The 24,987-nt window shown below is 67.1% G+C and carries 24 protein-coding genes, 2 tRNA genes and 1 pseudogene; 16 read left to right on the top strand and 11 right to left on the bottom strand.

Going from position 1 to position 24,987, the window contains the following annotated elements; genetic code table 11:
- Positions 1–196 precede the first annotated feature (196 nt).
- The 5 genes from CAP40_RS10555 to CAP40_RS10575 are packed head-to-tail and all read left to right on the top strand — an operon-like array spanning position 197 to position 3,863.
- Positions 197–1,447 carry a lipoprotein-releasing ABC transporter permease subunit gene (locus CAP40_RS10555; RefSeq protein ID WP_086130053.1) on the top strand — a complete coding sequence of 417 codons (1,251 nt, stop codon included), beginning with the start codon at positions 197–199 and terminating at the stop codon, positions 1,445–1,447.
- Entirely contained in the window at positions 1,440–2,132 is a 693-nt protein-coding gene (locus CAP40_RS10560; protein WP_086129497.1) for an ABC transporter ATP-binding protein, read from the top strand. Before CAP40_RS10555 ends, CAP40_RS10560 begins: the two co-directional genes overlap by 8 nt.
- Entirely contained in the window at positions 2,129–2,794 is a 666-nt protein-coding gene (gene lepB / locus CAP40_RS10565) for a signal peptidase I (protein WP_086129498.1), read from the top strand. The genes CAP40_RS10560 and lepB overlap by 4 nt, the downstream gene beginning before the upstream one ends.
- Positions 2,791–3,387 (top strand): GNAT family N-acetyltransferase, encoded by a 597-nt coding sequence (locus tag CAP40_RS10570; protein ID WP_086129499.1) that lies wholly within the window; start codon positions 2,791–2,793, stop codon positions 3,385–3,387. Before lepB ends, CAP40_RS10570 begins: the two co-directional genes overlap by 4 nt.
- Complete coding sequence (locus CAP40_RS10575) at positions 3,384–3,863, top strand: glutathione peroxidase (RefSeq protein ID WP_086129500.1); 480 nt, start codon at positions 3,384–3,386, stop codon at positions 3,861–3,863. Before CAP40_RS10570 ends, CAP40_RS10575 begins: the two co-directional genes overlap by 4 nt.
- Here the strand turns inward: CAP40_RS10575 and CAP40_RS10580 are convergent.
- Both CAP40_RS10580 and CAP40_RS10585 read right to left on the bottom strand, forming a co-directional pair.
- On the bottom strand, positions 3,817–4,287 hold the full coding sequence (locus CAP40_RS10580; protein ID WP_086129501.1) for a hypothetical protein: 471 nt from the start codon (positions 4,285–4,287) through the stop codon (positions 3,817–3,819). The two genes, CAP40_RS10575 and CAP40_RS10580, sit on opposite strands and share 47 nt — an antisense overlap.
- A complete protein-coding gene (locus CAP40_RS10585; protein ID WP_086129502.1) occupies positions 4,287–4,796 on the bottom strand; it encodes a hypothetical protein in 510 nt (169 codons plus the stop codon). Before CAP40_RS10585 ends, CAP40_RS10580 begins: the two co-directional genes overlap by 1 nt.
- Before the next feature lie 293 nt (positions 4,797–5,089).
- Here CAP40_RS10585 and CAP40_RS10590 point away from each other — a divergent pair, with 293 nt between their 5' ends.
- On the top strand, positions 5,090–6,346 hold the full coding sequence (locus CAP40_RS10590; protein ID WP_086129503.1) for a hypothetical protein: 1,257 nt from the start codon (positions 5,090–5,092) through the stop codon (positions 6,344–6,346).
- 56 nt (positions 6,347–6,402) lie between these two features.
- Here CAP40_RS10590 and CAP40_RS10595 read toward each other — a convergent pair whose 3' ends face one another.
- The gene (locus CAP40_RS10595; protein WP_086129504.1) at positions 6,403–6,864 is read right to left on the bottom strand and encodes an Lrp/AsnC family transcriptional regulator; all 462 of its coding nucleotides are present in this window, start codon (positions 6,862–6,864) and stop codon (positions 6,403–6,405) included.
- A gap of 180 nt (positions 6,865–7,044) precedes the next feature.
- On the opposite strand from CAP40_RS10595, the gene CAP40_RS20790 reads away from it, so the two are divergent.
- From CAP40_RS20790 to CAP40_RS10615, 4 genes are all read left to right on the top strand, one after another.
- Positions 7,045–9,294 (top strand): histidine kinase dimerization/phospho-acceptor domain-containing protein, encoded by a 2,250-nt coding sequence (locus CAP40_RS20790; protein ID WP_256924141.1) that lies wholly within the window; start codon positions 7,045–7,047, stop codon positions 9,292–9,294.
- 37 nt (positions 9,295–9,331) lie between these two features.
- The gene (locus CAP40_RS10605; protein ID WP_256924142.1) at positions 9,332–10,312 is read left to right on the top strand and encodes a polysaccharide deacetylase family protein; all 981 of its coding nucleotides are present in this window, start codon (positions 9,332–9,334) and stop codon (positions 10,310–10,312) included.
- Positions 10,313–10,338: 26 nt separating this feature from the next.
- A tRNA-Ile gene (locus CAP40_RS10610) sits at positions 10,339–10,415 on the top strand.
- 75 nt (positions 10,416–10,490) lie between these two features.
- A tRNA-Pro gene (locus tag CAP40_RS10615) sits at positions 10,491–10,567 on the top strand.
- A gap of 13 nt (positions 10,568–10,580) precedes the next feature.
- On the opposite strand, the gene dctA is transcribed toward CAP40_RS10615, so the two are convergent.
- The 3 genes from dctA to CAP40_RS10630 all read right to left on the bottom strand — a co-directional run bounded on the left by dctA (position 10,581) and on the right by CAP40_RS10630 (position 13,838).
- The gene (dctA, locus tag CAP40_RS10620; RefSeq protein ID WP_086129505.1) at positions 10,581–11,909 is read right to left on the bottom strand and encodes a C4-dicarboxylate transporter DctA; all 1,329 of its coding nucleotides are present in this window, start codon (positions 11,907–11,909) and stop codon (positions 10,581–10,583) included.
- A 128-nt stretch (positions 11,910–12,037) separates the two neighbouring features.
- Positions 12,038–12,271, bottom strand: coding sequence for a hypothetical protein (locus CAP40_RS10625; protein WP_086129506.1), 234 nt, complete (start codon positions 12,269–12,271; stop codon positions 12,038–12,040).
- Between the two features lie 184 nt (positions 12,272–12,455).
- Complete coding sequence (locus tag CAP40_RS10630) at positions 12,456–13,838, bottom strand: M20/M25/M40 family metallo-hydrolase (RefSeq protein WP_086129507.1); 1,383 nt, start codon at positions 13,836–13,838, stop codon at positions 12,456–12,458.
- 225 nt (positions 13,839–14,063) lie between these two features.
- Here CAP40_RS10630 and ettA point away from each other — a divergent pair, with 225 nt between their 5' ends.
- On the top strand, positions 14,064–15,743 hold the full coding sequence (ettA, locus tag CAP40_RS10635; protein WP_086129508.1) for an energy-dependent translational throttle protein EttA: 1,680 nt from the start codon (positions 14,064–14,066) through the stop codon (positions 15,741–15,743).
- A 155-nt stretch (positions 15,744–15,898) separates the two neighbouring features.
- Positions 15,899–17,665, top strand: a complete 1,767-nt coding sequence (locus CAP40_RS10640; protein ID WP_086130055.1) for a methyl-accepting chemotaxis protein — start codon at positions 15,899–15,901, stop codon at positions 17,663–17,665.
- A gap of 25 nt (positions 17,666–17,690) precedes the next feature.
- Here CAP40_RS10640 and CAP40_RS10645 read toward each other — a convergent pair whose 3' ends face one another.
- Positions 17,691–18,491 (bottom strand): transporter, encoded by an 801-nt coding sequence (locus tag CAP40_RS10645; RefSeq protein WP_086129509.1) that lies wholly within the window; start codon positions 18,489–18,491, stop codon positions 17,691–17,693.
- 156 nt (positions 18,492–18,647) lie between these two features.
- Here CAP40_RS10645 and CAP40_RS20920 point away from each other — a divergent pair.
- The 3 genes and pseudogenes from CAP40_RS20920 to CAP40_RS10655 all read left to right on the top strand — a co-directional run.
- Positions 18,648–19,070 (top strand): annotated as a pseudogene (locus CAP40_RS20920) (M28 family peptidase); the annotation flags it as partial.
- 325 nt (positions 19,071–19,395) lie between these two features.
- Positions 19,396–19,527, top strand: coding sequence for a hypothetical protein (locus CAP40_RS20925; protein WP_373384946.1), 132 nt, complete (start codon positions 19,396–19,398; stop codon positions 19,525–19,527).
- A 64-nt stretch (positions 19,528–19,591) separates the two neighbouring features.
- On the top strand, positions 19,592–20,509 hold the full coding sequence (locus CAP40_RS10655) for a hypothetical protein (protein ID WP_086129511.1): 918 nt from the start codon (positions 19,592–19,594) through the stop codon (positions 20,507–20,509).
- 35 nt (positions 20,510–20,544) lie between these two features.
- Here CAP40_RS10655 and CAP40_RS10660 read toward each other — a convergent pair whose 3' ends face one another.
- The 4 genes from CAP40_RS10660 to CAP40_RS10675 all read right to left on the bottom strand — a co-directional run bounded on the left by CAP40_RS10660 (position 20,545) and on the right by CAP40_RS10675 (position 24,015).
- On the bottom strand, positions 20,545–20,925 hold the full coding sequence (locus CAP40_RS10660; protein WP_086129512.1) for a DoxX family protein: 381 nt from the start codon (positions 20,923–20,925) through the stop codon (positions 20,545–20,547).
- Between the two features lie 126 nt (positions 20,926–21,051).
- Positions 21,052–21,330: an acylphosphatase gene (locus CAP40_RS10665; RefSeq protein WP_086129513.1), complete on the bottom strand. Its 279-nt coding sequence runs from the start codon at positions 21,328–21,330 to the stop codon at positions 21,052–21,054.
- Positions 21,331–21,436: 106 nt separating this feature from the next.
- Positions 21,437–21,913 (bottom strand): transcription elongation factor GreB, encoded by a 477-nt coding sequence (greB, locus tag CAP40_RS10670; RefSeq protein WP_086129514.1) that lies wholly within the window; start codon positions 21,911–21,913, stop codon positions 21,437–21,439.
- A gap of 95 nt (positions 21,914–22,008) precedes the next feature.
- The gene (locus CAP40_RS10675) at positions 22,009–24,015 is read right to left on the bottom strand and encodes a lytic transglycosylase domain-containing protein (protein WP_086129515.1); all 2,007 of its coding nucleotides are present in this window, start codon (positions 24,013–24,015) and stop codon (positions 22,009–22,011) included.
- Positions 24,016–24,086: 71 nt separating this feature from the next.
- Between CAP40_RS10675 and dapA the strand changes: the two genes are divergently transcribed.
- Complete coding sequence (gene dapA, locus CAP40_RS10680; protein ID WP_086129516.1) at positions 24,087–24,968, top strand: 4-hydroxy-tetrahydrodipicolinate synthase; 882 nt, start codon at positions 24,087–24,089, stop codon at positions 24,966–24,968.
- Positions 24,969–24,987 lie beyond the last annotated feature (19 nt).

Consider the following 24,987-nt stretch of genomic DNA (forward strand, 5'->3'; position numbering starts at 1 on the left):
GCCTTTCGCCTGCGCTTCGACAGGAGTTTTGCTAGGCGCCCGCACCCGTTTTGTCACTGGCATTACAAGGGGTAGGCGCAGATTGGTCTCACCCTGTGTTGAATCGGCAACATAGCGGTTCGCAGTAGGAATTCGCCGCCATCTGCCCTAGATCGGCGGGAGACCTGTTTTCCCGGCGAGTTACAAGGCCCGCATGCTGTTGATTTCACGCTATGAGCGGATGATCGCCCGCCGCTATCTGCTGCCCGGGCGGAGCGAGGCGTTCATCGCCGTCGTCGCGGGGTTCAGCCTTGTCGCCGTGATGCTCGGCGTCGCCGCGCTGATCGTGGTGATGAGCGTGATGAACGGCTTCCGCGCCGAATTGTTCGACAAGATCACCGGATTGAACGGCCATGCCGTGGTCCAGGGCTATGGCGGCCAGTTGCGCAACTGGCGCGGCGTATTGGAAGAGGCGCGGAAAACGCCGGGCGTCACCAGCGCCACGCCGCTGATCGAGCAGCCGCTCTTCGCCACCTATAATGGCCGGGCCGAGTTCATCCAGCTGCGCGGCATGCGGATGGAGGACATCCTCAGCAACCCCACGCTCAAGGGCAAGGAGGTCGTCGGATCGCTCAAGAGCCTGAAGCCGGGCGGAGAGCAGGTCGCGATCGGCTCGCGCCTGGCGGAATCGCTGGGGGCCACGGTGGGCAGCGAGATATCGATCCTCAATCCTGCCGGGGCGGCGACGCCCTTCGGCACGATGCCGCGCATCGTGAAGTACAAGGTCGCCGCCATATTCGAGGTGGGCGTCTACGATTACGACAAGGTCTTCGCCGTCATGCCGATCGAGGATGCGCAGACGCTGCTGCTGCTCGGCGACGGCGTTTCGATGATCGAGCTGGAGACGGTCGACCCGGACCGGGTGGCGCAGATACTCCAGCCGCTGAACGACAAGGTGAGCGGCGTCGGCCAGATCACCGACTGGCGGATGATGAACTCCGAGCTGTTCGAGGCGCTGGCGGTGGACCGCACGGTGTCGTTCACCATCCTATCCATCATCCTCGTGGTCGCGGCGTTCAACATCGTCTCGTCGCTGATCATGCTGGTGCGCGCCAAGACGCGGGACATCGCGGTGTTGCGTACGATGGGCGCCACCCGGGGCGGGCTGATGCGGATCTTCGTGACCGTGGGCACCACGATCGGCGCGCTCGGCGTGGCCGCGGGCGGCGTGCTGGGTTTCCTCTTCATCACGTTCCGCGAGGGAGTGGTGAAGTTCATCGGGCTGGTGACCGGCCAGAACATCTGGGATCCGCAGATGCGCTTCCTCACCGAGTTGCCGGCCAAGACCGATCCGTTCCAGACGATAGGCATTTGCGTGATGGCGCTGATCTTCTGTTTCCTGGCCACGCTCTATCCGGCCTGGAAGGCCGCGAGCACCGATCCGGTGCAGGTGCTGCGCTATGAGTGACGTCGAAGGGCGCGCCGTGCCGGTTCTCCAGACGCGCGGCCTGAAGCGTAGCTTCAGCCAGGGCGGCGAGACGATCGAAGTGCTGCGCGGCATCGACCTCGCGGTGCAGCCGGGCGAGATCGTCGCGCTGCTCGGCCCTTCGGGCTCGGGCAAGTCGACCTTGCTCCAGGCCGTCGGCCTGCTCGAGGGCGGTTTCCAAGGATCCATCCAGATTGTCGGCAAGGAGGCCGCCCAGCTCGACAGCCCGAGCCGCACCGCGGTGCGCCGCGATCATCTGGGCTTCGTCTACCAGTTCCATCACCTGCTGCCGGATTTCAACGCGCTCGAGAATGTCGTGCTGCCGCAGATGATCCATGGGGCGTTGCGCGCCGATGCGGACCGGCGCGCGGAGGAACTGCTCACCGCACTCGGCCTCGCACACCGGCTGACGCACCGGCCGAGCCAGCTTTCGGGCGGCGAGCAGCAGCGCGTCGCCGTTGCCCGGGCGCTCGCCAACAAGCCGGCGCTGGTGCTGGCCGACGAGCCTACCGGCAATCTGGACGAGGCGACTTCCGACAAGGTGCTCGCCGAATTCCTCGGCCTGGTCCGCACCCAGGGCTCGGCGGCGCTGATCGCCACGCACAACGAGCGCCTCGCCGCGCGGATGGACCGCGTGGTGCGGCTGCACGAGGGGCATCTGGAGTGAAGCATCGCGAGCGCTGGATCCCGGTCACCCTCGGGCTCGGAGCGCTCGTGCTGGCAACGGGTACCTGGTTTGCCTGGCCGGTGGCGCGTCATGCCTTCGACCCCGGGCGCCAGTTCCGCCCGCTCTACATTCCCTCCCAATCGATGCGGCCCACGCTCGAGGTGGGGGATCGATTCTATCCGCGCGATCTCGGCCCGGAGGGACCGGCGCGCGGCGAGGTCATCCTCTATCGGCTGGGTAAGGACATGCGGGTCGGGCGCGTCGTCGGACGTGCCGGCGACCGTGTCGCGCTGGCAGGCGGCGTCGTCTCGATCAACGGCAAGCCGGTGCCGCAGAAGCAGGTCGGCACGGAAATCGCCGACGAGGCGGGCGTGCCCGCCCGGAAACTGCTGGAGCAATTCCCGGGGGAGGCGCAGCCACATGCCATTCTGGATCAGCGTGCGACACCCCAGGACGATTTCGCCGCCGTCGTCGTTCCCGCCGGGCACCTTTTCGTGATGGGGGACAATCGCGACAACAGCTCGGACAGCCGGTTCCCGCGCGACAGCTTCGGTGTCGGCATGCTGCCGGCGGAGGATGCGCTTGGGCGTGTCGATTTCATCGCCTGGTCGATGGAGCGCCCGGGGCGCTTCGATCGTCCGATCACCAGGGTCGACAAATGACCGGGTGGCGGGAGATCCCGACGCTCGCCGGCCGTTACGTCACGCTCCGTCCGATGGTCCGCACGGATCGATCGGGCCTGCTCGACGCATTCGCGGGCCTTCGCCACCTGTTCCATACGACCGTGCCCGACGATGCCAGCATCGACGCCTGGATGGACCGGGTCGAGAATGACGTGGCGGCGGGGCGCAGCTTGCCGTTCACCGTGCTCGACGCCGAGGGGCGAATCGCTGGCGCCACCCGTTTCCTGCGGATGAGCGAAGGGCATCGCCGCGTCGAGATCGGCGGTACGCTCTATGCGCCGCGGGTCCAGCGTACGGGGCTCAACACCGAGGCCAAATATCTGCTGCTCCGCCACGCCTTTGACGCGCTTCAGGTTAATTGCGTGCAGATCCGCACCGATTTCCTCAACCAGGCCTCGCGCCGCGCGATCGAGCGGCTGGGCGCGCGGATGGACGGCGTGCTGCGCGGCCATCTGATCCTGAAGGGCCATATGCGCGACAGTGTGGTCTATTCGATCCTGGCGCATGAATGGCCCGGCGTCCGCCGCAATATCGAACTGCTGATGGCCCGCTACGAAGGAGAGGCCGCATGACTGCGATCACCGACATTCCCGTCCGCCAGCCCGGCGGCGGGGAAACCACGCTCGCCGATCACGCCGGCGAGGTTCTGCTCATCGTCAATACCGCGTCGAAATGCGGCTTCACGCCGCAATATGCCGGGCTCGAGGCGCTGCACCGCAAGTACAGGGATCGCGGCTTCTCGGTGCTGGCCTTTCCCTGCAATCAGTTCGGCGCACAGGAGCCGGGCGATGCGGCGGAGATCGCGAGCTTCTGCTCGCTCACCTATGACGTGACCTTTCCGGTCTATGCCAAGATCGACGTCAATGGCCCCGATGCGGCGCCGCTGTTCGATGCGCTGAAGGCCGCGGCGCCGGGTGTGCTCGGCTCGAAAGGGATCAAGTGGAACTTCACCAAGTTCCTGGTCGACCGGACGGGCACGAAGGTGGAGCGGTTCGCGCCGACTACCAGCCCCGACGCGATTGGCCCCGAGATCGAGAAGCTGCTGTAATCCGGCCCGGTGCCGGCAGCAGGCGCATCTGCGGTGGCACCGGCCGGGCCGGGCGGCGCAGGCGATCGAAGAGGCCGGCCATAACATAGCGGCCGGTGAGCCCCAGCAGCATCACGGCGCCGCCCCGGCGCGGACGCGCGCGGCGCTGGCCGCGAGCCTCGGCCGGTGGCTCGTTGCGCGGGCGATGGCGGCGCGGGGCGGGGGGCAGGGTCATCCGTTCGGCCACTGCCGCGGCGCTGCCGCCCCGGTCACGCCGCCGCCAGACCACTTTCTGCCCCGCGGGAACCTCTTGCCATTCCTCCGCGCCGACGGTGCGGAGCAGGTCGTCGCCGCAGCGGATGCACAGCGAGAATTCCGTTTCGCCGCTGCGATAATGCGTCGGCATCGCGGCATGGCCGAGCAGCCGGCAGCGCAGCGCGCCCATCAGCGGCGGACCGGGCGGAGGCGGCGCGAGCCGGCGCGGGGCGTGCGGCGATGCATGACCTGCCAGCTGGCGAGCTCGCGGAACCGGCCGTCGACATGCGTCACCGCGATTCGCGGATTCCAGATTTCGAACCGGTCGCCGGTGCCGACGATCAGCGCCATGCTCTCGATCCGGCCGAGATGGCGCATCACCGCCGGGAGCATCAGCCCCTGCGCGCTGCGGGGGGCGACTTCGACGATGCCGAACAGCCGGCGCATGCGCTCATGATGCCGTTGCGCATCGCGCCCGGCATCCTCGTCGGCCAGGCGCCAGCGCTCGGTACGCGTGCGAATCTCTTGGAGATGCGATCTGGCATAGCCGACGAGGCACTGATCGCGCTCGTGCGTGGAGAGAAACAAGGGCTCCTCCGGAGCGGGAAGCCCCAGCGTCCGGGCCATGGTGTCGGCAAGCAGGACATTGCCTTCCGCATCGACTTCGCAAAGCGCACACCCGAGATACAGGGAACTCATTTTACCCCTCCAACGCAACGAGTTACTCGTGCTGTCCACAAACTTATCCACAGGGTTAACGCACATCAACCAAAATATGCGGACGAGCCGTTCGAATTGTGGGGCGGGCCGTTGGATTCCCGAGCCGGGACGGGTGGGCGGGAGCCTCCGGCGCCTCAGGCAGAGCTCGGCCGTTAAAATGACGTTCATCGCAGAACCGGCATCGGCGATGGGGATCGGCTTGAACGGCGCGTGTGGGGCAACTAGAGGTGCGCCGAAAGCCCCCGCCCTTTCCCCGTTTAGGAGAGTTTCGCATGAACTTCGCTTCCAAGCTCGCGCTGGCCGCCGTGCTGTCGCTGGGCGCCACTGCGCTGACGGTGGCCCCTGCTGCCGCGCAGAAGAAGAAGGACGACAAGAACGCCCCGGCTGCGAACCAGCTTCAGGTCAGCGACGAATTCCGCAAGCCCGCCGCTGCCGCCGAAGCCGCGGTGAAGGCCAAGGACTGGGCGACCGCCGAACCGCAGATCACGGCTGCCGAAGCCGCGGCGAAGAACGACGACGAGAAGTTCTTCGCGGCCTCGATGCGCCTTCAGCTCGAGCTGGGGCGCGGCAACGAGGCGGGCCAGATCGCGCCGCTGCAGGTGCTGGTGGCCAGCCCGCGCAGCGCGCCGGACGCAGTCGGCCCCTATAATGCCCGGCTGAACTTCCTGCTCGGTAAGGCCGCAGCGTCGCAGAAGAAGCATGCCGACGTCATCAACTACATGACCAAGGCCCGCCAGCTGGGCGAGAAGAATGTCGACATTCCGCTGATGCTGGCGAATTCCTATGCCGCCACCGGCAAGAATGCCGAGGCTGCCGCGGAAGCGCGCAACGCGATCGAATTCGCCAAGTCGACGGGGCAGAAGGCGCCGGAGGCTTGGTATCAGTTCGCCATTCCGAAGGTGACTGCCAGCGGCAATCGCGAGTCGACCTATGACTGGCTCGCTTATTATCTGAAGGACTATCCGGCGGTGAAGAACTGGCGCTGGGCGATCGAAGTGCTCGGCCAGGGTGCCAAGGGCTCGGATCGTGCCGCCAAGACCGAGCGCATCGACCTTTATCGCCTTCGCCGCATCACGAATTCGCTGGCCGATCGCGGCGACTATGCCGACTATGCCTATGCTGCACAGTCCTCGGGCCTGCCCTGGGAAGCGATCTCGGTGATCGAAGAGGGGCGCAAGAACGGCAAGCTGCCGACGACCGATCCCGATGGCAACCGCACCTACACTGCCGCCCAGGCAGGAGTGAAGAGCAGCCCGCCGCTCGATGCATTGGCCAAGCAGGGCGGCGCCGGCAATGCCGACGCGCTGCTCGCCGCCGGCGACAATGCCCGCGCGCTCGCACTCTACGACGCCGCGCTCGCCAAGGGCGGTGCGGATGCCAATGAGATCAACCTGCACCGCGGCATCGCGCTGCAGCGTCTCGGCCGCAAGGAAGAAGCGAAGGCGGCGTTCCAGGCGGTGAAGACCGGCCCGTACGTCAATGTCGCGCTGCTCTGGCAGGTCTCGCTCGATACGCCGCCGCTCAGCTGAGCGCGGCTTCGCGCCGAACAGGGAAGGGGCGGCAGCGATGCCGCCCCTTTTTCGTATCAGGCGACCGGCACGCCGGGCAGCGCCTTGGAGGTTCGGATGGTGAGCGAGGTTTTCACATGCTCGACGTTCGGCGCCGGGGTGAGGCGCGTGGTCAGGATGTGCTGGAAGCTCTGCAGGTCGGGCGCGACGATCTTCAGGATGAAATCGATCTCGCCGTTGAGCATGTGGCATTCGCGGACTTCGGGAATGTCGGCCATCATCTGCTCGAAGGCGCGCAGGTCTGCTTCCGCCTGGCTTTTCAGGCTCACCATGGCGAACACGGTGAGGTTGTAGCCCAGCGCGGCCGGATCGAGCGCGGCATGATAGCCGGTGATCGCCCCCTGCTGCTCCAGCGCCCGCACGCGCCTGAGGCAGGGCGGAGCCGTCAGCCCAACGCGTTCGGCAAGCTCGACATTGGTCATGCGGCCATTATCCTGCAACAGGCCGAGGATCCGTACGTCGATATCGTCGAATCGCATTTATGTTCCTTCTGTCTTTTGATTCGTTTCCGTGTGTTGCGTTTAGACATAATATTATTACGCCGCAACGCAATTGTCCCACAATGCGACGTGCCGAAATCGACAGTTCCGAACCGAGGTTTCACGGGTTAAGGATTCCTTACGGCGCGTGTTGTTGCGCCGGGTAAAGGTGGGCACGCGTTGCGCTTCGACGATACATTGGAGACGGTGCTCGCCTCGGATCTGGGCACGCCTTATGGCGTCCAGTCCGCCTGGCGCCAGCTCGTCGACCTGATCGGTCGTCGCCGCGCCGTTGCGGGCAATCGCGCGATGGGCGTGCTCCGCACGATTCGCGAATCCGTGCCGCTGCCGGTTCGCGCCGCCAGCGCCCGCACTCTCGAACACGCCGATCCGCCGCCGCCGCTCGTGCGCCTGTTCGCGCTCGACGAACTGCAGGTGGCGCTGCCCGTGCTGTGCAGTGCGCGGATGAATTCGGCCGAGTGGATCCAGCTGCTGCCCGAACTCGCGCCGGCCGCGCGCGCGATATTGCGCAATCGGCGCGACCTCAGCCCGGCGGTGCGTCGCGCGCTGGAGAGTTTCGGCCCGATCGATTTCGTGCTGCCCGACGAGACCGTGAAGCAAGCCCCGGCCGAAACCGTGATCGCCGAGCCGGAAGTGGTGGCCGAGGTGACGGCAATCGACTGGTCCGAGGTCGTCGATGCGCGTCCGGCCGAGCCGGTTCCGGTGCCAGTGCCAGTGCCAGTGCCAGCCGAGGTAGAGGTGGCCGAGCATCTCGATGCAGCCCAGGCGGACTCACCCGAATCCCTGGCGGCAGTCGAGCCGGAGGCCAAGGGCAAGCCTCTGGTCTATTGGAGTTCCACCACGCCCCAGCGCTTGCCGGCGCACGAGGCGACCCTTGCTGCTTTGCTGGGCCGGTTGCCCGTGGCCGATCCGGTCGCCGAAGCGGGGGAGGATTTGCCGGCCGAAGACCTCGATCCGGTCGACTCCGGGTTCGAGGCGCCGCGGGCCGTTGTCGAGCCCGAGCCCGAGCCCGAAGTCGCAGCCGAGGTCCCTCCGCTGGTGGAAGACCTTTCCTTCGTCGCACTTGCCGGCCTGGCGCCGTCGATCACCGCTTCGACAGCGCAAGTGGCTGAAGGGGCCGAAATTCCGATCCGCTCGGTCCAATCCGGGACAGACGAGTCAGCCGATTCCACCGAAGCGATTGCGCTGCCGGGGGCTGGGGCGCAGGGTCCGGCCATGGAGTATAGCGATAGCCTGGCCGCAGAAGTGCGGCAGATTGCGGCAGAAGCCGCGGGCGACGACGGCACCTTCGAGATTGCCGACGTCGTGGCGCGGATCGACGCGTTCTGGCGCCATCGCGAGGAAGCCGGTCCGCAGGATCCGCCCACGCCGCGCCCGGCCGACGACTTTCGTTTCGAGACCGATGCCAAGGGCATGATCCGCTGGGTCGACGGCGTCAGCCGTGCGCCGCTGATCGGCGTGTCGCTCGATAGCCAGGCTGCGCCCGGCGTATCGGAAGCCTCGCGCGTGGACGGCGTCGCCGCGGGAGCTTTCCGGCGCCGCGCCGGCTTCTCCAATGCCCGGCTTTCGGTGGAGGGCGAATCCGATGCAGCGGGGGACTGGCTGATTTCGGCGATTCCGGTCTTCGATCCCGGCAATGGCCGCTTCACCGGCTATCGCGGGACCGCGCGCCGGCCGCGAGTCGACGAACGCGCCGAGCCGGTGCGCACCGCGCCGGCGCCGGCGATGCCGGCCGATTCGCTTCGCCAGCTCGTGCATGAACTGCGTACGCCGACCAATGCGATCGCCGGCTTTGCCGAGATGATCGAAGCACAGATGCTCGGCCCCGTGGGCGATGCCTATCGCGACCGGGCCCAGGTGATCCGCTCCCAGGCGCGCGAGCTGCTTGGCGCGATCGACGATCTCGATCTCGCCGCGCGGATCGACAGCGCGGCGCTTTCGCTCGTGCCCGGCCAGATCGCGTTGCGGCCGGTGCTCGCGACGATCGTCGACGACCTCGCGCCGCTTGCCGAACTGCGCGGCTCGGTGATTGCGCTCCCGATCGCCGATCTGTCGGTCACCGGCGATCGCCGCGCGGTCGAGCGATTGCTGGCGCGTCTTCTTGCAACGCTCGTCTCGGCCAGCGGGCAGAGCGAGCGGATCGGTGTCCATATGGCGCTGGAGACCGCGGAGACGGTGTCGATCACCATCGATCGCCCCCAGGCGCTTGCCGACTATCCCGGCGATTCGGTGCTCGACATCGATGATGAGCGCGAGGATGCGACGTTGCTCGGCACCGGATTCGCGCTGCGGCTGGCGCGGAACCTCTCCCGCGAACTGGGCGGTACGCTCGTCATTGGCCGCGAGAGCTTGACTTTGCGGCTTCCGGCCGCCGTAAACGAGCAGGTGGGCCAGGCACATCTGAGCTGAAGTGGGGGGCGACGCTCCAGATCGCGGCGGTTATCGCGTGCCCGCGCCCGATCCGCGCGCGCGCCTGCACTGGCCGGACGATTTCGGTACGCGCTTCACCATCTTCGTCGACACCGAGGAGGAGTTCGACTGGGGCGCGCCGCTCAGTTCCGATGCGGACGGGACCCGCCATATGGCCGCGCTGCCTCCGGTCCATGCCCGCTTCGCCGCCGCGGGCGTGCCGCTCACCTATCTGGTCGACTATCCGATCGCGACTTCGCCGCTCGCCATCGACGTGCTGCGCGAGGTCTTGCAGGATGGGCGCTCGGCGATCGGCACGCAGCTCCATCCCTGGGTAAATCCTCCGCACCGGGAGGAAGTGAACGGGTTCAACAGCTTCACGGGCAATCTCCCGATCGACCTGCAGCGCGCCAAGCTGACGGCGCTCACCGACGCGGTGGAACGCGCCTTCGGGCACCGTCCGCTCGTCTATCGTGCCGGCCGCTACGGGATCGGGCCGGAGACGCCGGCGCTGCTTGCCGAGCTCGGCTATCGGATCGATAGCTCGATGCGATCGGCCTATGACTATTCCGCGGAGGGCGGGCCCGATTTCCTGGCGGTGCCCAATCACGCGTTCCATTTGGGCGGGCTGATCGAGCTGCCCTTCACCACGGTTTTCACCGGCCGCTTGCGGCGGGGCGGGGCGGGGCTGCATCGCGGCCTGGGCCGTTTTCCGCACGGGATCGGCATCGCGTCGCGCCTGGGCCTGCTCTCGCGCGTGTCGCTCACACCCGAGGACATGCCGCTGGGCGAGGCCAGGGAGGCGATTCGCGTCGCGGTGGGCGAAGGGCTGCGGCTGCTCAACTTCGCCTTTCATTCGCCTTCGGTGGAGCCCGGCCATACGCCCTATGTGCGCACCGAGGCGGATCTGGCGGCATTCCTGCGCTGGTGGGACGAGGTGCTTGCCCTGCTCGATCGGCTGGGCGTGCGTGCGGCTTCGGTGGATCAGATCGTCGCGGCGACTTGCGGCCCGGCCTGAGGTTCCGCTAGGGCCGGTTCTGCTGGGGGCCTGTAGCTCAATTGGTTAGAGCTGGCCGCTCATAACGGCTAGGTTGCGGGTTCAAGTCCTGCCGGGCCCACCAGCGGCGCATCGACGGGCAATGGGAAGCTATTGCCTTGTGTAGTTCGCAATCACGGCCTAGGGCCGCAATCCGCGTCGGGGAGTGGCGCAGCCCGGTAGCGCGCTTGCTTTGGGAGCAAGATGTCGCAGGTTCGAATCCTGTCTCCCCGACCATTTCTTCCGGCCTTCACCCCATATCGGCTTCGATGGCGGCGCGTGCGGGCGGCGCATCGGCCGCGCCGTCGAGCGCGCGTCGCAGGGCTTCGCGGTCGAGCCGGCCTTCCCAGCGCGCCACCACGATCGTCGCCACGGCGTTGCCGATGAAATTGGTGAGGCTGCGGCACTCGCTCATGAAGCGGTCGACGCCGAGGATCAGCGCCATGCCCGCCACCGGGATCGAGGGAACCACCATCAGCGTCGCCGCCAGCGTCGCGAAGCCCGCGCCGGTGACGCCCGCCGCGCCCTTGGAAGTGAGCATGGCGGTGCCGAGCAGGATGAGCTGCTCGCCGAGCGAGAGGTGCACGCCGGTCGCCTGGGCGATGAACAGCGCGGCGAGCGTCATATAGATGTTGGTGCCGTCGAGATTGAACGAATAGCCGGCCGGCACCACCACGCCGACCACTTCCTTGTCGCAACCGGCGCGTTCCAGCTTGTCGATCAGCGCCGGGAGGGCGGCTTCGGAGGAGGAGGCGCCAAGGACGAGCAGCAGCTCGGCCTTTATGTAGCGGAGCAGCTTGAAGATCGAGAAGCCGGCCAGCCAGCCCACGATCCCGAGCACCCCGAGCACGAACAGTGCCGAGGTGAAATAGAAGGTGCCGACGAGCCAGGCGAGATCCCGCAGCGATTCCACGCCATATTTGCCGATGGTGAAGGCCATCGCGCCGAACGCCCCCACGGGCGCGGCGCGCATCAGGATGGCGACGATGCGGAACACCATTTCCGATGCTTGCTCGAGCAGATCGACCAGCGGGCGGACGCGCTCGCCGATGCTCGCAAGCGCGATGCCGCACAGGATGGCGACGAACAGCACCTGGAGGATCGACCCCGCTGTGAGCGCCGAGACCAAAGTGGTCGGGATGATCGCCATCACGAAGCCCGTGATGCTGGTCTCATGCGCCTGCTTCTCGAAGCCGGCGACCTTGGCTTCGCTCAAGCCGTGCGGATCGACGTGCATGCCCGCCCCGGGCTGGACGACATGCGCGACGATCAGGCCCAGAATCAGCGCCAGGGTGGAGAAGAACAGGAAATAGGCGAACGCCTTCACTACCACCCGGCCGAGCGAGCCCAGCTCGCGGGCGCCGGCAATGCCCGTCACCAGGGTGAGGAAGATCACCGGTGCGATGATCATCTTGACCAGGTTGACGAAGGCGAGGCCCAGCCATTCGAGCGATGCGCCCCAGGCAGGCCAGATCGCGCCGACCAGCATGCCCGCCGCGATGCCGATCAGCACCTGCACATAGAGCATCTGCCACCAGCGTTGCGGCTTGCCGGCCTGGCCCGTTGCGACTGCGCCCATTCTTGCTTCCCCTCGATCCGACCGGGCATAGCGGAGCGCGCGATGGCGCCCAACAGGAAAGGGCGCCCCCTTTCGGGAGCGCCCTTCCTATTCCTCGGTCCGGCCGGATGGCCGGTGCCGAACGGAGATCAGTGCGCGTTCGCCGTGGCGGCGTCGGCCTTGTTCTCTTCCACGTTCGCGGCGTTCTCGAGGGTCGCCTCGGCAGCGGCGTTGGTGGTGTTGTCGGCAGCAGCTTCGTACGCAGCGGCGTTCGCCTCGTGCGAGTCGGCAACGTTCTCGGCGGTGGTGTTGGTGGTGCCGCCGTTGCAAGCCGCGAGCGACATCAGGCCGGCGGTCGCAGCAACAATGAGGATCTTCTTCATGTGGTGCTCCTAAAGGAACTCAAACGTTTCGCAGCCGGCCCGATTGCCGTCGCGAACCGCTGGCATAGCGGTCGTTGCGTATGCGTCAATCGCAAATTCACCCGATGGCAAAATTTAGGACATTTTTTTGCCTAAATCTTGCCCATCGGCGGCCATCAATGGGCGAGGTCGTCCTGGGGTTCCCTCACTCGCCGCCGCCCTTGGCGATCGGCCCGATATCCTCGGGCGCGTTCGCGGTCACCGCCAGCATCGCCGTCCAGGCTGCCACATTCTGGCGGAGCTGCTCCGGATCGATCTTGTCCAGCGTATCGTCGGGCGTGTGGTGATAGTCGAAATAGCGCAGGCCGGACTGGCTGAGGTCGATCACGCCCACGCCGGTGTTGATGATCGGCCCGACATCGGTGCCGCCATGCGCCGTGCCGCGGCCGCGCGAGATGCCGAGCGGGGCGAGGACGGTCGCCAGGCGATCGGCGATCGGCTTGGCGCCTTCGGGCAGGTTCACTTCGAACTTCCAGACGCGGTCGGCGCCGAAATCCGATTCCTGGGCGAGCACGTGGCGCTCGTTCGCATGCGCCTTGGCATAGGCTGCGCCGCCAAAGCCGCCGACTTCCTCCGCGCCGAACCACACGACGCGGATCGTGCGCTTCGGCTGGCCCGCATCCATGATCCGCTTGGCGGCGGCGGTGGTGATCGCCACGCCCGCGGCGTCGTCGATCGCGCCGGTGCCGAGATCCCAGCTGTCGAGATGGCCGCCGACCACGATGATCCCCGCCGAGGGGTCGCTCCCCGGCACTTCGGCGATGACATTGCCCGATTCCGCCTCGCCCTTGAACTCGGGGGTGACCAGCAGCCTGAGCCGCACGGGGCCGCGCTTGAGCAGCCGCTCGAGCTGGTCGGCATCGGGCAGCGACAGCGCCGCGGCGGCGATCGGCTTCACGTCCTTGGCCCAGTTGGTCACGCCGGTGTGCGGATTGCGGTGATGATCGGTGCCGATCGAGCGGATCAGCACGGCGACTGCGCCCTTGCTGGCGGCAAGGTTCGGGCCGGCCCGGCGGGCGCCGCCGAAATAGCCATATTGCGAACCGTCCTGCGTGGGCGTCATCGTATTGCTGATGAAGACGATCTTGCCCTTCACCGCCTCGGCCGGCGCGGCCTGCAGGTCGGCCAGCGTGGGAAAGAAGGCGATCTCGGCCTCGACGCCCTTGGCGCCGGTCGAGCCCGAATTGCCGAGCGCGGCGATGGCCAGCTTCTGGGCCGATCCGCCGAGCACCTCGGCAGTTTCCGCGCCGCGCACCCATACCGGCATCCGGTAGGTCTCGACGCGCACGTTCCGGAAGCCGAGCGCGGTGAGCTTCTTCACTGCCCAGGCGCGGGCACGCGCTTCCGCTTCGGTCGCCGCGAGGCGCTGGCCGATCTCGGTGGTGAGGCCTTCGGTGATCTCCCAGGCGAAATCGTCCTTGAGCGCGGCATCGCGCAGCGCCGCCGGATCGTGCGCGGTGCCCTGGGCCAGGGCGGGAAGGGGCAGGGCGAGGGCGGCGACGGCCGCGAGCAGGATGCGCTTGGTCATGGCGGCGGACGCTAGCCGCAGCCGAAACGTTCGGCAATGCGGGCGCGGGTTTCCGCCGCGTTTCCGGGCGCGCGCCGCCGCGACCGCGCCAGGCCGCTCCGCGAAGACCACGGCAGGGGATCCGACATCGCAAGCGCATGCCCCCTGCGTTGCCATTTCCCCGTCCCGTCGCTACATCGCGCCCGAACTTCCTGCATATCCAGACCTGCGAACGGAGACCGCCACGTGGCCGCCCAATACGCCTTCGTCATGAAGGACATGACCAAGACCTTCCCCGGCGCTCCCAAGCCGGTGCTGAACAACATCAACCTGCAATTCTACCAGGGTGCCAAGATCGGCATCGTCGGCCCGAACGGCGCCGGCAAGTCGACGCTCATGAAGATCATGGCGGGCATCGACAAGGATTTCTCGGGCGAGGCCTGGCCGGGCGAGTACATCACCGTCGGCTATCTGCCGCAGGAGCCGCAGCTCGATCCGACCAAGAACGTGCTGGAGAACGTCAAGGACGGCGCGCGCGAGGTGGCCGACATGGTCGACCGCTTCAACGCGATCTCGGCCGAGATGGGCGATCCCAAGGACGACACCGATTTCGACGCGCTGATGGAAGAGATGGGCGAGCTCCAGACCAAGATCGACGCGGTCGATGGCTGGACGCTGGACAACCAGCTCGAGATTGCGATGGAAGCGCTGCGCTGCCCGCCGTCGGACTGGGAAGTCGCCAACCTCTCGGGCGGTGAGAAGCGCCGCATCGCGCTTACCCGCCTGCTGATCCAGAAGCCGGACATCCTGCTGCTCGACGAACCGACCAACCATCTCGACGCCGAGAGCGTCGAGTGGCTGGAGAATCACCTCAAGGAATATGCCGGCGCGGTGCTGATGATCACCCACGACCGCTACTTCCTCGACAATGTCGTCGGCTGGATCCTCGAGATCGATCGCGGCAAGTATTTCCCGTACGAGGGCAACTACTCGACCTATCTGGAAAAGAAGGCCAAGCGCCTCGAGCAGGAGGATCGCGAGGAATCCGGCCGCCAGAAGGCGATCAAGGACGAGCTCGAATGGATCCGCCAGGGTCCGAAGGGCCGCCAGACCAAGTCGAAGGCGCGTATCGCCAAGTTCGACCAGCTCGTCGCGAGCCAGGAGAACCGCAAGCCGAGCGGCGCCCAGATCGTCATCCAGGTGCCGGAGCGCCTGGGCGGCAAGGTGATCGAAGTGGAGAACATCTCCAAGGCTTATGGCGACAAGCTGCTGTTCGAGGATCTCTCGTTCACGCTGCCGGCCGGCGGCATCGTCGGCGTCATCGGGCCGAACGGCGCCGGCAAGTCGACCCTGTTCAAGCTGATCACCGGCCAGGAGGCGCCGGACACCGGCTCGATCGAGATCGGGACCACGGTGCGCCTCGGCTATGTCGACCAGAGCCGCGACCACCTGGACGACAAGAAGAACGTCTGGGAGGAAATCTCGGACGGGCTCGACTATATGAAGATCAACGGGCACGACCAGTCGACCCGTGCCTATGTGGGCGCCTTCAACTTCAAGGGTGCCGACCAGCAGAAGAATGTCGGCAAGCTCTCCGGCGGCGAGCGCAATCGCGTGAACATCGCCAAGATGCTGAAGCGCGGCGGCAACGTGCTGCTGCTCGACGAGCCGACCAACGACCTCGACGTGGAAACGCTGGGCGCGCTGGAAGAGGCGATCGAGAATTTCGCGGGCTGCGCCGTGGTGATCAGCCACGATCGCTTCTTCCTCGATCGTCTCGCCACCCACATCCTCGCCTTCGAAGGCAACAGCCATGTCGAATGGTTCGAGGGCAATTTCGAAGCCTATGAGGAAGACAAGCGCCGCCGTCTGGGCGACGCTGCCGACCGTCCGACCGCGCTGGCCTATAAGAAGCTGACGCGCTGATCTGAACGGGCTTCTCCGGCAAATTGCTGGAGAAACCTCCTAACTGGAATTGCATATGCCCGGGTGGAAACGCCCGGGCATATTTCATTGCCTGTCCGCGCTTCCCTCCGAATCGGCTCTATAATCTCGTAATTTACGATGCCCGGAGTTGGATGATGACCCTGAAGCAGAAGCTGCTCTCCGCACTGGCGATGCTGGGGCTCGTCCTCTGCGCCGTCATCGCGGGCTTTTCCTGGTCGGCTGCCGCCAGCCGTTCCGCGCTCCACACGGTGCTCGCCGATCGCGTGATACCGCTCAAGGACCTGAAGCTGGTCGCGGACAGCTATGCCGTGGGCATCGTCGATTCCGCGCACAAGGCCAGGAACGGCAATATCAGCTTTGCCCAGGCCACACAGAATGTCGAAAGGAGCAAGGCCGAGCTCGATGCGGCCTGGAAGCGCTATGCCGCCACCGACGCGACCGAGGATGAGGAAAGGCTGGCGAAGCAGGCGGAGGCCGCGATGGCCAAGGCCAATGAGGGCGTTGGCCGGCTGGAAACGATATTGCGCGCCGGCGATCGCGCCGGCCTGGACCGGTTCGTGACCGTTGAGCTCTATGCCGATGTCGATCCCGTCTCGGATACCGTGGGCAAGCTCGTCGCGCTGCAGATCAGTGTGGCCAGCGACGTGACCACCCAGGCACTGGCCAGCGCCAACACTGCGATGACCGTGGTGATCGTGCTTGGGCTGATCGCGCTCGGCGTGCTGGGCGGTGCCTTCTTCATCGTCACCCGCAAGGTCGTGGCACCGATCAGGGGCTTGGCCGAAGTGATCCTCGGCATGGCGCGTTCCAGCGAAACGATCAAGGTGCCGCACACCGACCAGCGTGACGAGATCGGCGACATCGCTCGTTCGGTCGATGCCTATCTCGAATCGGTGATCGCCAAGGAGCGCGATGCTGCGGCTGCCGCCGCAGAGACGCAGCGCATCGTCACCATCGCGCTTAGCCAGGGCCTGTCGGCGCTGGCCGAGGGCGACCTGACCAAGGAGATCTCCGTGGCCTTCCCGGAGAGCTATGTGGCGCTAAAGACCAATTTCAACAGCGCGCTGATTGCGCTGCGCACGTTGATCGCCACCGTGAATGAGGGCGCGGCCGCGATCCAGACGGGCTCGCGGGAGATCGCCCAGGCGTCGGAGGACCTGGCACGCCGTACCGAGGGCAATGCCGCGAGCATCGAGGAGACTTCGGCCGCGCTTGCCCAGATGGACGAGCGGCTGCGGGGCACCGCCGAGGCGGCGAACCAGACGGTGCGCAGTGCCGACGACGCGATCCGGGTGGTCGGCGACGGCCGGGCGCTTGCCGAGCAGGCCGTCACGGCGATGGGCCGGGTCAGCGAGAGTGCGCGCGGCATCGACGACGTGATCGAGGGCCTCGACAAGATCGCGTTTCAGACCCGCGTGCTCGCGATGAACGCGGCGGTGGAGGCGGGCCGTGCCGGCGAAGCGGGGCGGGGCTTCGCGGTGGTCGCCGATCTGGTCTCGGCGCTCGCGATGCGGGCCGAGGAAGAGGCGAAGCGGGCCCGCGAACAGCTTACGCTCACCCAGGATGAAGTGGGCACCGCCGTGGAAGCCGTGCAGCGCATGGACAGCGCGCTGGAGGCGATCTCAGGCGGTGTCGGCGCGGTGCACAGGCTGCTCGACGCGATGGCGGCGGACAACCAGGCCCAGTCGAGCGCGATCACCCAGATCGTGACCGCCGTGAACGAGATGGACCAGTCGACTCAGCAGAATGCCGCGATGGTGGAGGAAACTTCGGCCGCATCGCGCAACCTCGCCGAGGAAGTGGGCAATCTCGCCGATCAGGCGGGCCGCTTCCGCACCGGCGGCGCGGCCGGCACGGTGGGCCGCAGCCGGATGGTCGAACTCCGCGGGGTCGCGGCCTGAAGCTCCGCCGGGGATCGCGCGCGGCTCAGAAGCGGCGCGCGATCCCCAGATAGAGTTCCAGATCCGGGCTGGCGGCATTGAGCCCGGCGACGGCGCCGATGTCGAGCTGGAGATTGCGCCGCGGCTGCCATGCGAAGGACAGGCTGGCGAGCGCCTGGGTGGCGTGCCCGGCGGGATCCTGGTCGCGCACCGCCTGCAGCTCGATCGCGCTGCTCAAGGAGGCGGTGAGGACGGTGTTCAGGCCGATCGCGCTGCCATAGGCAAGGTGGCGCCGGCGCCGGTCGCCGTCCACCGCGGCGTCGATCTCCGGAGTGAACGACAGGCCGAGCTTGTCGGTAAGGCTGTAGCTGAGCGGCACGATCAGGCCGGCACCCCAGTCACCGGCTCCGATCGTCGCGCCGCCCATGGGCAGGGTGGCATAGGGCATCACCGCCACGGCGAAGCCCGAGCCATCGGGGTGGGAGAGGTTGCGGCGCACGGCCAGGGTGAGATCGCCGGCGCCGCTGGCATGCGTGACCGTGCCGCTCGCCCGGTCGCGCGTGCGCACCGCGCCCAGGGCGGTCCAGCCGAGCTGCACTTCCATGTCCTGGGTCATGCCGTAGCGGATCAGCAGGTCGCCAAAGGTCCAGCTGTCGCTGCGCTGGGCGGAATCGCGTGCGAGCGACCAGTCGATCGCGCCGCTCTCGATCACGAGATGTCCCCGGTCCACCGTGCAGGCGGGGGTGTCGAGCCCGGGGCGATCGGGGCAGAGCGGGCGCAGGTCCTGCGCCCGGGCGGTGCCGATCCCGGCGAGCGTCGCGGCGGCCAGAATGAACGCGTGCTTCATGAGACGGATACATAGACGCTCCCCGAACCGCGCGGTAGCGTTCGCGGCGAAGGGGGAGAGGCGATGCGCACGTGGATCCGCGAGAACGGCATCCGGCTGAGCGCGCTGGCGCTCGTGGCGCTGCTCTTCGCCTTGCCGGTGGCGGCGCTGATGTGGATGACCGCGGTGCCCGGCACATCGTGGCGGGGCGCGCTGCCCCCGCCGACGCCGGAGGAACGCGACCTGGCGGGGCGGCTGCGCGGCCATGTCGTCGCGATCGCCGGCGCGCCGCGCAATATCGGCCATCCGGAGGCCTTCGCCGCCGCCGCCGCCTATATCGAGCGGACGCTTGCCGGGCAGGGCCATGCCGTTCTGCGCCAGCCCTTTGATGACGGGCATGCGGTCAATCTGGAAGCGGTGATCGAGCCGGCTTGCCCCAAGGCGCCGACTTTGGTGGTCGGCGCGCACTATGACAGTGCGTTCACTGCGCCGGGCGCCAACGACAATGGCAGCGGCACCGCGGCGCTGCTCGAACTGGCGCGACTGCTCGCCGATCTGCGCGGCCGGGCGAATGTCCGCATCCGGCTGGCCTTCTTCGCCAACGAGGAGCCGGCCTTCTTCAAGACCGACCGGATGGGCAGCCTGGTCTATGCGCTGGCGCTGGTGGAGCAGGGGCAGAAGCCCGATGCGATGTTCTCGCTGTTCTATCGCGACGAACATGGCAGCCAGTACTACCCGTTTCCGCTCGCGCAGCTTTATCCGGACAGTCGGCACCGTTTCGGCGCGGCCGCTGGTGCGGCGGGCGATGGGGGCGTTCCGCGCCGTTGCGCGCTTCCCGAGCGTCGGGGGCACCGCGCCGGCCTTCGTGCAGGGGATCGACTGGTCGGATCACTGGGCGTTCGGCGAGATCGGCGTGCCCGCGCTGATGATCACCGACACCGCGCCGTTCCGCTATCCGCACTATCACACGCCCGAGGATACGCCCGACAAGATCGATTATGGGCGGCTCGCCCGGGTCACCGCGGGGCTGGCCCGGATGCTGCGCGACTGGCGCTGAGGCTTGCTTCGCCGGATGCCACGTGGTGCATTGCGTTTGTGATGCGGATGGAAAAGGGGCACCGGTGACGAGATCGATCCTTCTGGCGGCCGCGTTGTTCGCGGCGGCACCGGCCGCGGCGCAGGCGCCGGCCTTCCAGTCCCAGGTCGAAGCTTTCGACGATTTCGCGACGGCGAGCCTGGCCATGCCCCCCGCCGAGCGCGTGAAGGCGTTCCGGGCGAAGTTCGATGCGCTGCTCCCGGGCTTCTACGAACCGCGCTTCGGCGCCACCGAGGCGCAGTATGACGCGCGCGTCCAGAAGGCGCTGGAGGCCTATCCGGCGACGCGCGACAAGCTGCTGGCCGCGGCGCGCGATTTCACCGGGGCCTATGCGACGGCCAATGCGCGTTTTCGCAGCGTCTTTCCCGACTATGCACCCACCATGCCGATCTATCTGATCCACTCGCTGGGCGAGATGGACGGCGGCACGCGCGAACTCCGCGGAAAGACGGTGGCGATCTTCGGCGCGGACATGATCGCCAAGATCCATGACGCCGGCACGATCGGGCCGTTCCTCGACCATGAGCTGTTCCATTTCCACCACGCGAAATATTTCCCGGATTGCCCGGCGCTATGGTGCTCGCTCTGGCAGGAGGGGCTGGCCGTCTATGTCGCGGCACGGATGAACCCGGGCGCGGACGACCGGACATTGCTGCTCACCTTCCCGCGCCCGATCCGCCCCGAGGTGGAACCGAAGCTCGCCCAGGCGATGTGCTTCGTGCGCACCAAGCTCGGGTCGACCGATCAGGACGACTATGCCACTTTCTTCTTCGGCAAGGGCGGGAAGGTGCAGGGCAGCTGGCCGCCGCGCTTCGGCTATTATCTGGGCTATGTGCTGGCCAGGCAGCTGGGCGAGACGATGACGCTCGATACGCTGGCCAGGTTGCCGCCGGAGCAGGTGAAGGCGAAGCTGGAAACGGCGCTCGCCACCTATCGCTGCTGACCGCGCCGGGTTGCCGGCACGGTCAGCATTCGATCTCAGGCCTTTTTGGTCGCCGCGTCGGCGCTCCATGCGCCGCCGCCGGCGGCCGCGAGATAGAGGAAGATGAAGCAGTAGAGCAGGATCGCCTCGCCGCCATTCTCGGCGGGGAAGAAGCCCTTGGGGAAGTGCGCCATGAAATAGCCGACCGCGCACATGCCCGAGGCGATGAACGCCACCGGCCGCGTGAACAGGCCGATCACCAGCAGGGCGCCGCCGACCAGTTCGATCGTGCCCGCCGCATAGAGCATCGGGTTGAGCGGATAGGGAAAGGGCGGAAACCCGAAGAACTTCGAGGTGCCGTGCTGCAGGAACGCAAGGCCGGCGACGATGCGCAGGACGCTCAGCAGCTTGCCGGACCAGCTTGCAGGAATGGGCATGGGTGTTTCTCCTCGCCGGACACGCCCCTGCGCGCCGTTTCGAGGCTGAAATGTTTCATCTCATGCCCATCCGGTCAACCGAAGCCCCGGAAACCGATCGTTTCCAGGCTAGCGCTGCCCCGGCTCTCAGGCGGTGAAGCGCTTGGTGAAGCCCTTGGCGTGCTTGTCGCCCGTCGTCTGGAAGGCTTCTACATGATCCACCACGGCCATGGGCGGGCCTTCCCGCAAGGCTTCGGTAAGCGAGGTCAGCGCCTCGTCATCGCCCTCGGCAAGCAATTCCACGCGTCCGTCGTTCAGGTTGCGAACCCAACCCCGCACGCCCAGCTGCTTGGCAAGGCGCACCGCCCAGTCGCGATAGCCGACGCGCTGCACGCGCCCCGACACATAGATACGCTGTGCCGTCATATGTCCCCACGCTCATTTTTTACCCGGCCGCATCCCTTCGGCCTGGGCGCAACTCTATCAATTTGAAGATGCGAGGGAATCGGGCGAAGGCGCGGCTCGTCGCGCGCTAGGGGTAAGTGATCGCAATCACTTCATATTCGCGCTCGCCGCCGGGTAGCATCACTCGACGGAGGTCGCCGATCCCGGCGCCGCGCAGGGCGCGCGCGATCGGCGCGTTCCAGCCGACCAGGCCCTTGCCGGCATCGGCCTCGTCGTCGCCGACCAGCGTGAGGGTGCGGTGATTGTCGTCCTCGTCGGCAATGGTGACGGTGGCGCCGAAATAGGCGCGGCTCTTGTCCGCCTGCTGCGCCGGATCGACGACCTTGGCCGCCTTCATCCGCTTCGACAGCCAGCCCAGCCGCCGGTCGATCTCGCGCAGGCGCTTGCGGCCATAGATATAGTCGCCATTCTCCGAGCGATCGCCATTGCCGGCGGCCCAGGAAATGGTCTCGACCAGGGCGGGGCGCTCGGTGGCGAAGAGCGCGTCATATTCGGCCCGGAGCGCGGCATAGCCGGCGGGGGTGATGTAGTTGGGGCGGTCCATTTCTACTTTCGTCATCCCGGCGAAAGCCGGGATCTCGTGCCTCGTGCCGTTCGCTTGCCTCCTGAGATCCCGGCTTTCGCCGGGATGACGGATCGCTAGCCCGGCTTGTTCTTGCCCAGATACCAGCTCGTGTTCGCCGGCCCCTTCGAGCGCGAGCGCTCGGGGTTGAGCAGATCATAGACCACGGCGTTCTCGATCACCCGCTGGACATAGTTCTTGGTCTCGAAGATCGGAATCTTCTCGATCCACTGGACGATGTCGCCGCCCGGCAGGCGCGGGTCGCCATTGGCGGCGATCCATTTGTTCACATTGCCGGGGCCGGCATTATAGGCCGCGATCGCCAGCGGATAGCTGCCGTAGAGATTGTACATCCGCTGGAAATAGGTCGAGCCGAGCTGGATGTTGTAATCGGTATCGGAATTCAGCGAGCCCGGGCTGTAGCTCATGCCGAGCTTGGTCGAGACTTCGCGCGCGGTGCCGGGCATCAGCTGCATCAGTCCGCGCGCACCGGCATGGCTCACCGCATCGCGATCGAACTGGCTCTCCTGGCGGGCGATGGCGTGGACGATCGTCCAGTAATCCTGTTGCGACGCCGGCACCGCCACCGTCGGATAGCCCGCGGCGGTATAGTCGGACAGGCCGTTCTGGAGCGCGCTCTTGCCGACCAGCACGCCGAGATCCGGGCGGCCGATCGCCCGGCTCAGCTCGGCGGCGAGGATGTGATCGGTATCGCTGGTCGCGTCGTTGGCGATCTGGCGGATGAACAGGCCCTGGTCCTGGCGATTGCCCATCGTGCCGAGCAGTTGCGCGGCGCGGACCGTTTCCTTCTTGAAGAAGGCATCGCGGACCGCCGGGTCGGCGACCTTCGCATTGAAATCGGGCGGGCGCTTCAGCGGCTGGCCCAGCCGTTCGGTGGCGAGCTGGCCGTAATAGACGTCGGGGAAACCCGCCGCCTTGCCATAGAAGCGCGTCGCCGCCGTCTGATCGCCCGAGGCCTCGGCGGCGCGGCCGGCCCAGTAGAAGCCCTTGGACTGGGTGGTCGGCGTCTTGGAGCCATGGCCGTAGCGATCGAACATCCCGATCGCATCGCGCGCGCGGCCGAGATTGTTGAGCGCCACCGATCCGGCCAGCCAGGTAAGGCTGGTATAGTCGTCGCGCTCGCCCAGAGGCTGTTCGCTGATGTCGGTGCCCGGCGGGAAAGCGTCATCGACCTGGCTGGCGATCTGATAGGCCAGGCTGAACTGGCCGTCCGACTGGGCGCCGCGCGCGCCGGTGAGCAGCGCCTCGTACCATTTCTCGGCATCGCCGGGATAGGAGGCCAGCTGGCGCGGCTGGGCGAGATAGGATCGCATCGCCGGGCTCTGGCCGGTGTCGCGCAGCCACAGGGCGCGATCGGCGATGAAGCCCGGATTGGCGCGGCCGAGGGCGAGCGCGGCGGCGCCCCTGGCATCGGCGTCCGGCGCCTTGGTGCGGAAGGCGATGCGGGCATCGAACACCGGGCGCATGCCGGGGGAGACATAGGCGAGCTGGCGCTGCGCCGCGGTGAGCGCGCCGGCCCAGAGCAGCATGTCCATCCGCGCGTCGTGATCCGCGGGCGTGAACGCGGAGGAGAAGCCGGCGAGCAGCGCCGTCTCGTCGCGCGGGCGCAGGACGCCGTGGCGCCAGGCGCGGCGGGCCTGCTCCTCGGCCTCGCCCCGGCGGCCCGATGCGGCGAGCGCCTCCGCATAGCGGATGCGCCCGGCGGCGGTCAGCGGCGGGAAACGCTCGAAATACCGGATGACCAGGCCGGGCGCCCAGGTGCCGCTTTCCAGGACGGTCTCGGCGGCGGCGCGGCGGCTCTTCTCGCCGGGCCAGCCGGGATGGAGCAGCAGGAAATTGGCATAGTCGGAAAAGGGATAATTGTCCGACTGCTGGAGTCGTTTCCATTCCACCAGCGCATCGGCGAGCTGGTTGGCCTGGATATAAGGCGGCGGCACGCGCGGGACGCCGGCTTCCAGCGCCACCTTGTACCACTGGATCTGTTCCTGCGTGAGCTGCGAAGAGACGGCGAGCCCCGAAACGCCGGCAAACAGCAACGCACTTTTGAGTAGCGGAGCAAGCATACTGGACATGATACGCGTGTCGCCCCTATCTGCCAGCCCCGAATTGGGGAATTAAGGAAGATTCTGGGACCATGTTTTCGGGCTCCATTCCCGCGCTGGTGACGCCGTTCCGCAACGGCAGCTTCGCGGAGGAAGATTATCGCGCGCTAGTTGAATGGCAGATTGCCGAAGGCTCTGCCGCGCTGGTGCCGTGCGGCACCACCGGTGAAGCGGCGACGATGCCGAAAGACGAGCATTTCGAAGTCGTCCGCGTCTGTGCCGACCAGGCGAGGGGCCGCGTGCCCGTGCTCGCCGGTGCAGGCTCGAACGACACGCTGGTCGCGATCGAGAATGTGAGGGCCGCGCAGGATGCGGGCGCCGATGCGGCGCTGATGGTCCCGCCCTATTACAATCGCCCCAGCCAGGAAGGCATTTTCCGCCATTTCGAGGCAGTGGCGGAGAAGACCGACCTGCCGATCGTGCTCTACAACGTGCCGGGCCGCACGGTGACCGACATCCAGCCCGCGACGATGGCGCGGATCGTCAAGGCGTTCCCGGGCAAGTTCCTGGGCGTCAAGGACGCGACGGGTGCGCTGGCCCGCGTGACCGAGCAGCGCGCCGGGTGCGGGCATGATTTCATCCAGCTTTCCGGCAATGACGAGACCGCGCTCGCCTTCAACGCGATGGGCGGCACGGGCTGCATCTCGGTGACGGCGAACGTCGCGCCGCGGCTCTGCGCGGAATTCCAGGCGGCCTGGGCGGCGGGGGACAATGCACGGGCGCTCGCATTGCACGACCAGCTCTATCCCCTCCACATCGCGATGTTCACCGATGCCTCGCCGGGTCCGGTGAAATATGCGCTGACGCGGGTCCGCCCGGGGTTCCCGGAGGAGCTGCGCCTGCCGATGACTCCGGCGGGCGAGGCGAGCCGCGCCGCGGTCGACGCGGCGCTGGCGCATGCGGGGCTGATCTAGGCTTCCCGCCTTTTCCGGG

The organism is Sphingomonas sp. IBVSS2, from assembly GCF_002127225.1.
Lineage (GTDB): Bacteria > Pseudomonadota > Alphaproteobacteria > Sphingomonadales > Sphingomonadaceae > Sphingomonas.